Origin of the sequence: Rheinheimera sp. (assembly GCF_020217005.1) — a bacterium.
In the GTDB taxonomy this organism is placed as follows: Bacteria; Pseudomonadota; Gammaproteobacteria; order Enterobacterales; family Alteromonadaceae; genus Pararheinheimera.
This window is the reverse complement of the sequence record NZ_JAIWOI010000300.1, coordinates 1-10,000: the sequence shown is the minus strand read 5'-3', so window position 1 is coordinate 10,000 and position 10,000 is coordinate 1. Positions and strand designations below refer to the sequence as shown.

The following is a 10,000-nucleotide window of genomic DNA, read 5'->3' as shown; positions in this document are numbered from 1 at the left end:
GAAAGCCGAAGGCCGTAACAAAGCCTGTCTGGCCAGCTTCAGCGAGTAACGGCCCCAGCTACAAGGCTGTAGTGGGTTTGACGCTATGGATCAGGTACCTGATGATCCGATCCGCCTGATTTTTGTAGACTGGCCATTGTAAATAATTGCCCTGAGTCAGCACCAGCACCATATCCAGAGTAGGAAAAACCGCAATATACTGGCCACCATCTCCTTCAGCTGTGTAATAAGCAACCCCGTCCAGCTGCCGTAACCAGAAATAATAACCGTACTCACCAGACGGACTTGTCACCTGCCGACTAGTCATTTGTTGCACCCAGCCCAAGGGTAACAGTTGTTCACCTTGCCATTGGCCTTGCTGCAAATACAAAATACCTAGTTTGAGCATATCTCGGGGCCGCAGCCACAACCGGGCAGAGCCTTCCGCTATACCATCTGGTTGTGTATCCCAGCGATAATGCAAAAAACCTAATTTATCAAAAAGCTGTTGTTTAGCCCAATGTTGAACAGGCTGTTTTAATTGCATCTGCAACAACCTCAGCAGCAGATTAGGTAACGCACTGTTATAAGCCCAGCTTTTCCCCGGACCAGTATTGGGCTTTTGCAACAGGTAATCGGCAAAATCCGGCTGCTGCCATAATTTAACTAAATCATCTGCTGTCCATTCGTCCCAGACAAAACCTGCCTGCATTGACAACAACTGATGCACACTAACAGAGGCTTTCACAGGGTCAGTTTTGATCACCGGATGATCAGGTAACAACTGCGCCAAAGTGCTATCCAGTGTCAAGGCTGTTTGTTTGAGGGCTATACCGGTTAAAGTCGCAGTGACAGCTTTTGTCACCGAAGCCACATAATGAGGTGTATTCACTGTCCAGACAAAGTCCTGTTGGCCTTTGATCAGCTTTACACCCTGTTCAAAGTTGATCCAGTCGTTATTTCCCTGCTGATAATGTTCCAACACTAAAGCGCCGGATTTGTACAGCAGCAGACTATGTAGTTGCAGTAAGCCTGTCTCAGGTTGTTGTGTGTCCAGTAACACTCTCAAGGGTCGTAACGACTTTTCGTCCAGACCTTTTTCTGTCGGTGTTGCCACCTGTAATTGATCCTGCAACGCCATTGGGGCAAAGAATACCTCTGCAGCCAGAATCGGGGGGCTAAAAATCCATATCACCAGAGCAGCTATAGTTCTGGTTTTAGTACTGCATAAAAGCTCTGACATAGCTGACCTTTTTAATAAATCCGGCTTTTGACAAAAATAATGACGATGGTATGGTGGTGAAAAAACGCCCAGAGTAAAGCGCTTTCATTTGCCGCGCCCTGTCACTCTGCACCATACAACAAAGTGGCCAAAAGGACTATTTATGTCGGGACCCATGTTTTTCTTATCCAGCTTGTTTTGCCTGAGTCTCTGCAGTTTTAGTCTGCAGTCAGAAGGCTTTTTACAAGCCCAAGGGCAACAAATAGTTGATGCTAAAGGTGATCCAGTTCTGCTGCGGGGCATAGGGTTAGGCGGTTGGATGTTGCAGGAGGGATATATGCTGGAACTACCAAAGTTGGGCCAGCAGCATAGAATCCGTCAGGCTTTTGTCGACTTAATTGGCGAGGAAAAAACAACTGAGTTTTATCAGGCCTGGCTGGCTAATCACACCACCAAAGCCGACATAGATGCAATGGCCGCTTTAGGCTATAACTCGGTGCGACTGCCGATGCACTTTAACTTATATACCTTGCCAGTAGAACAGGAACCTGTGGCTGGACAAAACACCTGGCTTGAACCAGGTTTTGCTCTGACAGACCAGCTACTGACCTGGGCCAAAGCCAATAAAATGTATGTCATTTTGGATCTACATGCGGCACCTGGTGGTCAGGGTAATGATTTGGCTATTTCGGACAGAGACCCAACCAAAGCATCCTTGTGGGACAGCGTCGCTAATCAGCAAAAGACTATAGCACTGTGGAAGAAGCTGGCTGAGCGTTACAAAGATGAACCCTGGATTGGCGGCTACGATTTGATTAACGAGCCTAACTGGGGTTTTAGCGACAGTAAAGATAATAACGGCTGTCAGGAGCAACAAAATAAACCTCTGCGCCAGTTGCTGGTGCAAATCACCAATGCCATTCGTGAAGTTGATCAAAAGCATATGATCATTATTGAAGGCAACTGCTGGGGCAATAACTACAAAGGAGTGCTGCCACAATGGGATCACAATATGGTGTTGAGTTTCCATAAATACTGGTCGGAAAACAGCCCGCAAAGTATTGCAGAGCCTTTGGCGCTGAGTAACAAATATCAGATGCCGCTGTGGCTGGGTGAATCAGGTGAGAACTCGAACCAATGGTTCAGAGATGCGATAGCCATGGTTGAACAACAAGGCATTGGCTGGGCCTTCTGGCCACTGAAAAAAATCCGCCTGAATAACCCGCAACAAATTAATGCCAATGCTGATTACCTGAAACTGGTGGCTTACCTCCAAGGTAATGCAGAGAAACCCACACCAGAGCAAGCTTATAAAGCGTTGATGCGATTGGCTACAGTGGATATTCATTACAACAATACCATCAAGCATGACGATGTAGCCGAAGCCATGCTAAGACAGCCGCACAGCAATGCTACCAGAGCTTACCGATCACTTCGGCTGGCACCACAACAGGCTTTAACTGTACAAGCTGTAGATTACGATGTTGGGCCGTTACATCATGCCTATTTTGATACGGAATCGGCCAACTATCATGTCAGTACCGGTAAAGAAAGGCGACAATGGAATGAAGGTATGTTGTATCGCAATGATGGTGTCGATATCACCAAAGATACAAAAGATCGGCTCTATATCAGCCATATTGATAAAACTGAGTGGTGGCAGTACAGCCTCAGGGTCGCACAATCCGGCGTTTATCGATTGTCTGTTCAGTATGCAACACTCCAAGACGGAGCAAAACTCAGTGTAACAGTGAATCAACAACACCAGGGCAGTGTCGATTTGCCAATAACAAAAACGGACACCAGTTGGCAATCAGCAAATTTGGGACAAGTTTATCTGCAACAGGGCAACAATCAGCTGAAGTTTCAGGCTGAGCAAGGCGGCTTCCACTGGCAAAGCTTTACACTTCAGCCAGCGGCCCAGAAATAAGTTTGGACAAGACCTCAACTGAGCAGCACGGTTGTACCCTGCTGCTGACTTTGTAGTGCCAATTCAATCAATTTTATAGTTAACAGAGCTTCGCCAGCACTAACCAGATTGCTTTTACCTATGGTCAGTGCCTGCACTACTTCTTGATAAAACTGTTGATAGTTGCCTGCTACGCTTGGATAAGTCTCTACCCCATCGGCTTTCGCCAGCACCCCATACATAGTTTCAGGTTCCTGCCCCCAATTTGCCCCCTCAGGTATTTGCCCTGCCCTAAGCGCATCTTCCTGCGGATCTAAGCCTGTTTTATGATAAGAACCCAAATCGCCTTGCAATATAAAACGAGTGGTAGGCAAGGCACAAAAAGGACTGGAATGCAGTACTACTTCTTTATCGCCGTAATGCAGCATCAAGTGAAAATAATCTACAGTCTCACTGCCCTGCCTTAAGGCTCGGCAGCGCGCCGTCAATGCTTCAGGGGCACCAAACAACGCAATGGCCTGGTCAATAAGGTGCGGGCCCAAGTCATACAAAATACCACTACCTGCTCCTTGTTGCTCACGCCAGCGTGATCGTGGTACTGGCCGGAAACGGTCAAAATGTGACTCAAAGTAACGGATGGTCCCCAAGTCTCCAGACCGTAATAATTGCTTTAAGGTTAGAAAATCTCCATCAAATCTTCGATTATGGTAAACAATCAACTGCCTTTGCTGTGAGTTCGCCAGCGCATACAGTTCTTTGCCTTGCGCCTCGGTCAACACAAAAGGTTTTTCCACCAACACATGTTTTCCACACAGCAAAGCTTGTTTTGCCAGAGGATAATGACTGTCATTGGGAGAAGTGATCACTACAAGTTCAGCATCCGACTTACGGATCAGCTCGTCTCCATGCTGAAAATGCTGAATATCAGGATAATCCAGTTGAAGTTCTGGCTGACTGCTACTTATAGCCCTTAAGTCAAGCTCAGCCTGGCGCTTGATAAAAGGCAAGTGAAAAGTTTTAGCGGATAAGCCATAGCCGATAACAGCAGTTTTAATCATAACTAGCCCCAACAGAGGTTGATCTGTGCTTAGTATCAGATCGATCTAAAAATCAGAAACACGTTATCAGATACAAACCTGCTCGCCTAGCCAAGCCAGCTAAGCCTTTGGTTCAAAAGGATAACCTGCATCAAGCCAGGCCTGAAAACCTCCTGCCACAGAATAGATAGCGCTAAAGCCCATGTTTTGCAGTGCATCTGCAGCAAGAGCCGAGCGGGCACCAGAGCGACAGATCAGATAAATAGGTTTAGCGGCTAACAGCTCCAGTGCTGTTGTTGCATCACAATGTGAAGCCACTGCAGGATGCTGATGGATCCGCATTTCTAATACACCTCTGGGATAGTTGACGGCGCGATCGATATGGCCAGTTGCAAATTCATCTGCTTCACGCACATCGATCAGAATGCATTGATGATTCTGCAAGGCAGAAGCTAAATCCTGCACCGTTACTTCTGTAATCCTGCTTTTTGCCTCATTGACCAATTGTTGCGAACTTTTCATAGGATATTCTCCACTACTTATAAAACGGATTGGGTCAGGACTACAGAGGCCATCACTGCTAAAAACACCGCAAAGGCTTTTTGTAGCTTCTCTTTAGGCAGTTTTTGCCCCAGCCACTGGCCTAACAAGCTGCCGATCACCCCCCCGGCAACCATGATGGCAATTACCATCCAGTCAAAGGTAAATTGTTGGGCTGTAAGCACTGCATAATATTTGGCAAAACCAACAAAAGATTTCATTGCGATAATGAGCAAGCTGGTTCCTACTGCCAGACTGATAGCAACACCACCTAATAAAACCAAAGCCGGGACTATCAAAAAACCTCCACCTACACCAACAAAGCCCGTGATAATGCCAACAATAATGCCATCAAGTACCACCTTAGGTTTATGGAGCTGGCCTTGTCCCAGTTTCGACCTGTTGTCACGCCACATCATAACTGCTGCGACCAACATCAGCAGCACAAAAACAGCGAGCTGAATCACACTGCTGACAAGAGTACCCAGCCATGCTCCGGCATAAGTACCAGCCATTCCAGGCACACCAAATAACAGCACATGGGGCCAGGATACTTGCTTATGAATGATATTTGGAATGCTGCCAAACACGCTGATACAAGCCACTATCAACAAAGATGAGGCTATGGCCATAGTGACTGGCATTTCAACCAGATACATCAGTACAGGTACAGTCAGAATAGAGCCACCTGAGCCAAAAATACCCAGACTTATTCCTATCAGCACAGCACCAATTACCGCCTGAATGATCATAAACACCTCCGCTTCACAGCCTAAAATCAGAGTTGATTCAGTGGAATTTTTAAATAAACTTTGCCTGTCTCATCTGCCGGAGGCATATGTCCTGCTCTGATATTGATTTGAATCGAAGGTAAAATTAGCCTGGGCATATCTAAAGTCGCATCACGGCTCTCGCGTCGCGCAACAAATTCGGCGGCTGTAACACCGTTATGCACATGAATATTGCGCTGCTTTTGTTCGCCCACAGTGGTCAGGTATTGGTGGTGACGTCCCTGAGTAGGATAATCGTGACAGACATAAATTTCCGTGGTCTCGGCCAGCCCCAGTAACTTTTGAATTGAATCGAATAAGGTGGCAGCCTTACCGCCCGGGAAGTCACAGCGTGCAGTACCTACATCGGGCATAAATAAAGTGTCGCCGACAAAAGCAGCTTTTTCGTTGATTAGATAAGTTACATCTGCAGGTGTATGACCAGGAGTATGCATCACTCTTATTTGCATTGCCCCCAATTGCAACAGGTCACCATCTTCGAATAAACGATCAAATTGTGCTCCATTCGGCAAAAACTCTTTTTCCAGGTTAAAGACTTCTTTAAAAATACTCTGCACCTGTTTGATCTGAGCTCCAATACCAATTTGGGCAGCCAACTGCTGTTTGAAAAATGGTGCGGCAGATAAATGATCAGCATGGGCATGAGTCTCAAGGACCCATAACACCATCAGCTGATTTTTCTGGATGTAAGCCAGGATTTTTTCCGCACTAGCTGTGGATGTGCGTCCTGATTTGTAATCAAAATCCAATACCGGATCTATCACCACAGCCTGCTTTGTTGCGTTGTCCGATACCACATAGCTAAAGGTTTCACTATCATTATCCAGAAAAGCCTGAACCTGAAACTCACTCATGCCTTACTCCTCTGGTAGCTCACGGCTACCTTATTGCTAAATACAGTTGAATCGACAAAAGACCAGCATTGCATACAGCACTGTCAAATTTGCCTTTGGCCGATAAATTCCAATTTAGTATAAGCATAGACCAAAAGGAAATAAATAAATTAGATAAATCTAATTAAATTTAATGATTCACTATTTTCTTTGATGCAAGTCAAACTTCATTTTCCAGAGCTCACTAGATTAGATAAGGCTGAATTAATTGATGTGCTGTGTTTTTATCCGATCACTAAGGAGAATACTGATGCAAAAAAATCTGGGTAGGCTGGATAAAATAGCCAGACTAAGCCTTGGCTCTATCTTACTTAGCTTAGCTGCAGCAGGGATTATTGGTGTTTGGGGTTGGCTCGGATTAATATCTCTGTTTACAGGCATCATAGGCGTTTGCCCTCTCTACAGCTTATTAGGCATTAGCTCCTGCCCTGTATCAAAAAAATCTGAGCAGTAAAAACCGGAAAACAGGGAGTTTATGGATGTAAAAAAACCAGCTCAAGGCTGGTTGTTTTGTTTACTGAATTTGTGACTCAGTAAAATGGCGGAGCGGACGGGACTCGAACCCGCGACCCCCGGCGTGACAGGCCGTGACCACTTTCAAACGTGGCCATAACCTTGAAAGACGAAAGTGGTAACTAACTGTTTTTAAATGATGTCAGTACCCCAATAAGCCGGACATCAACCAAGATCTATTAACGCGGTGACCATGGACACAGGTGGCCAAAAAGCATGCCGAGGGTCACAAGTTAAGATTGTTTTGATCAGGCTTGGTCTGAAAATTCAGACCATAATTTTAACACTTTGCTGAAAATGAGGAGGGAACTTGACCAAGCCTCTCATTGCGGTCTGAATATTCAGATTCAGCTCAACTCTGCCAGTAAAAATTTGACAATCAGAACGAAAACCATCTCTTGCCGCCACAGAACTTTATTTTCACTTCAGATAAAGAAAAGTCCTGTATTGATTAATTTTTGCCGATGTTAAATTCAAGCAGGTCTGACTATTCAGACCTTAATTTCAGCACTTTTCCCTTATTTTTTTCTGCTTATAGCCATGCTTTACCAAGCACAAAATGATGCTGCCTGAACGAGACTATTTTTTAAATGACTTAAAAAGTGTATTACCGGAGGGTCTGAATAGTAAGACCAGAATTTTAACTAAATTAAAACCAACTCACTCACAGAAGATAACTGGATGAGAGTTGATTAATCTATAGCTGATTTTTTGCAAAAACGTATACCGGACAGTCTGAAACTTAAGACTTTAAGTTATGTTATGACAAAGAAGCCTGAATTTATACCGGGCTCTAGCCTGCTTCAATATGACCTTCAAATACCCCTTATATACTTAAAACCTACCACCTTGAGAGACCACTTTTTTTATTTACTTTCATTATTCTTACCCCTAGTGCTGGGGCCGAAATGACCATGTATTCTGAATACATAAGCAGAGCCTCACTTCCCAAACAGATGTTGACTGTGAGGCAAACATGAAACATGTACTCTTATCCGCGGTATCAAGCTGCGGTAGCTTGCCCGATCAACTTCTGCATGCAACTGCATCAGCGCTGGTTGATAAACCTTTCTCCTCACTGCAGGAACTTGCTAAGTCAACTGGTGTTAGCGAAGCCATTTTGTGTGGTTTTTGCTCAGACCGGGATAATTTAATTGAACTGCTGTATAGCAGATCTTTAGAGCAACTCAATATGACTATTGAAGTAGCACATCTGGATTCCGGAGTAATACACGAATCTTTTAAATCTCTTACTGAGGGTTTATTGAGAAATAAAGAGCTCCTTATTTTTCTAACGCACAGATTCGAATTAAATGAAGAAGTGTTGAGCACCCGAAAAGCCTCTTGGCAAGAATTTCAAACTAAAATTGATCGTTTTTTTCTGAGAGGAAAATTCGAAGGCTCGCTCCGCAACGACGTAAGTGCAGCCGCCATGAGTGAGGTATTTATCGGTATGTTGCTGGCTCTCATAAATTCAGCACGAGTCGGTCGGATAGCAGAATCCGAAATACTCTGTAGTATGGAAACCATGTTTTTAAAAGGTGTTAATTCAGGCTGTAAAGCGTAATAACCCAGCTGTCTCATTCACCATTAAAGAAAGCTGTTATCTGACAGAGCACCAGAAGTACGAGTATTGGGGAATAAAATCGTCTTATTGCGGGTGCCGCCAAATTGTCTAGTTGCAGAATTTTGACCCTGGACATGGCACTACTTAGCTCATTGGCAACATCTTTGAGCTCCCACTCATCAGGAGTTGCTCTGGATTTCTGGTACTGCTTAAGTATCACTCTCAGTGCAACATAGTAACCATCCATTAAAGCGCTTAAAAAAACAGGCAGGACTGCAACAAAAGTATAAGTTAGTTGATTGTTGTAAACTGCACCGAGCAAAATCGCAGCTACGACAGTAACGCACCAGGCCCGGTAATTTTCGCTATTGCTTGCAACACTCTGCTCCATACTCTGAATAATATTTTCATACCTTGATAATACAGAGTCATCTGAATTTTTGTGCCGGGGTGTAGTCTTCATTATCGATTTCCCAAATTCTCTTTTGGTGGCTCAATTTACCGTTAAAGAGTGAAAGCCGTAGAAAAGCGGACAACATTAACATTCTAAAGAGAAAAAATATCTTACCCAATGGGGTTATACCTCCAAAAGGTAAGCATTAAGTCGTATCAGACAAAGAGTTCAACAACTAGAACTATTCACCAATCTGTTTGCATAACTGTCGTAAACAATTTAACAGTGGACTGCAGCTTAAGCGTGGGCTCGCTAACCCCAACTCCCTGGGGAGCGTCAGCTCATTAAAGCTTTTCAAAACAATATCAGTACGCTGAGTAAATGCGTCAAAGTTAGGAACGAGAGCAGCTCCAACTCCGGCTGTTACCAATCCAACCGCATACTCTATGGTATGAATATCTGCACGAATGTCAGGCTTGATACCTTGCCTCAACAATTGCGGATATAAAACAGACCAGGCTTCGCAGGGGGTGCGTTTAATCATGGGTAACTTATGGAAATCACTTAATGTTAACTGAGGTTTTAACACCAAAGGATGTTGGGATGGCAGTGCTAATTGATATAGATCTTTCCAAAGAGGTGTAAAATCTTCCCCTGCACGCAAATGTTTAATGTTGATAATTCTTGCATCACAGGGATCATCTGGCTCTACAAGTACCAATTCTAGTTGTACTGAAAGATTCGCTGCCTGCTGTTGAAAATCCTTTAACAGCTGGCTCATTCGTTCAACTCCAAGCGCCTTTACCAATCCCAATTTGAACTGCACCCTTTCTGGCGCAGGTGAAAATGTATTTTGTACGGCTTGTAGTTGATTTAATAAATTACAGGCATGCCCATAAAGACGCTCAGCGTCTTCTGAAGCAACTACTCCTTTAGGAATACGCCTGAATAAACAAACCTGTAGTTGAGTTTCAAGTTGAATCATTGCGGCAGATAACGTGGGTTGGCTAATACCCAGCCGTCGCGCGCCAGCGCTCACAGAGCCTGACTCATAAACAGCAATAAAATAATTTAATTGTCTAAAGTCCATAGATAAAAGCTATAGATACCAAAGGATACATCTAATTTAACTTTACATGGTCTCAAGCTAAGCTC

General features: G+C 44.4%; 10 protein-coding genes. 3 read left to right on the top strand and 7 right to left on the bottom strand.

The features are described from left to right. Window positions 1–58: 58 nt before the first annotated feature. Complete coding sequence (locus LDL40_RS14630; protein WP_300996162.1) at window positions 59–1,222, bottom strand: serine hydrolase; 1,164 nt, start codon at window positions 1,220–1,222, stop codon at window positions 59–61. Between the two features lie 142 nt (window positions 1,223–1,364). Here LDL40_RS14630 and LDL40_RS14625 point away from each other — a divergent pair, with 142 nt between their 5' ends. Continuing rightward, window positions 1,365–3,131: a cellulase family glycosylhydrolase gene (locus LDL40_RS14625; RefSeq protein ID WP_300996161.1), complete on the top strand. Its 1,767-nt coding sequence runs from the start codon at window positions 1,365–1,367 to the stop codon at window positions 3,129–3,131. A 14-nt stretch (window positions 3,132–3,145) separates the two neighbouring features. Here LDL40_RS14625 and LDL40_RS14620 read toward each other — a convergent pair whose 3' ends face one another. From LDL40_RS14620 to LDL40_RS14605, 4 genes are all read right to left on the bottom strand, one after another. Then, window positions 3,146–4,168, bottom strand: a complete 1,023-nt coding sequence (locus tag LDL40_RS14620) for an oxidoreductase (RefSeq protein ID WP_300996160.1) — start codon at window positions 4,166–4,168, stop codon at window positions 3,146–3,148. A 99-nt stretch (window positions 4,169–4,267) separates the two neighbouring features. Then, window positions 4,268–4,669, bottom strand: coding sequence for a rhodanese-like domain-containing protein (locus tag LDL40_RS14615; RefSeq protein WP_300996159.1), 402 nt, complete (start codon window positions 4,667–4,669; stop codon window positions 4,268–4,270). Between the two features lie 17 nt (window positions 4,670–4,686). Continuing rightward, window positions 4,687–5,439: a sulfite exporter TauE/SafE family protein gene (locus LDL40_RS14610; RefSeq protein WP_300996158.1), complete on the bottom strand. Its 753-nt coding sequence runs from the start codon at window positions 5,437–5,439 to the stop codon at window positions 4,687–4,689. Window positions 5,440–5,465: 26 nt separating this feature from the next. After that, window positions 5,466–6,332 carry an MBL fold metallo-hydrolase gene (locus LDL40_RS14605; RefSeq protein ID WP_300996157.1) on the bottom strand — a complete coding sequence of 289 codons (867 nt, stop codon included), beginning with the start codon at window positions 6,330–6,332 and terminating at the stop codon, window positions 5,466–5,468. A 250-nt stretch (window positions 6,333–6,582) separates the two neighbouring features. Here LDL40_RS14605 and LDL40_RS14600 point away from each other — a divergent pair, with 250 nt between their 5' ends. Together LDL40_RS14600 and LDL40_RS14595 are read left to right on the top strand one after the other, a co-directional pair. Continuing rightward, window positions 6,583–6,825 (top strand): DUF2892 domain-containing protein, encoded by a 243-nt coding sequence (locus LDL40_RS14600; protein ID WP_367304337.1) that lies wholly within the window; start codon window positions 6,583–6,585, stop codon window positions 6,823–6,825. Window positions 6,826–7,860: 1,035 nt separating this feature from the next. Further along, the gene (locus tag LDL40_RS14595; protein WP_300996155.1) at window positions 7,861–8,451 is read left to right on the top strand and encodes a TetR/AcrR family transcriptional regulator; all 591 of its coding nucleotides are present in this window, start codon (window positions 7,861–7,863) and stop codon (window positions 8,449–8,451) included. Window positions 8,452–8,464: 13 nt separating this feature from the next. Here LDL40_RS14595 and LDL40_RS14590 read toward each other — a convergent pair whose 3' ends face one another. Both LDL40_RS14590 and LDL40_RS14585 read right to left on the bottom strand, forming a co-directional pair. After that, window positions 8,465–8,914, bottom strand: a complete 450-nt coding sequence (locus LDL40_RS14590) for a hypothetical protein (protein WP_300996152.1) — start codon at window positions 8,912–8,914, stop codon at window positions 8,465–8,467. 172 nt (window positions 8,915–9,086) lie between these two features. Continuing rightward, window positions 9,087–9,935 (bottom strand): LysR family transcriptional regulator, encoded by an 849-nt coding sequence (locus tag LDL40_RS14585; protein WP_300996150.1) that lies wholly within the window; start codon window positions 9,933–9,935, stop codon window positions 9,087–9,089. Window positions 9,936–10,000: the final 65 nt, after the last annotated feature.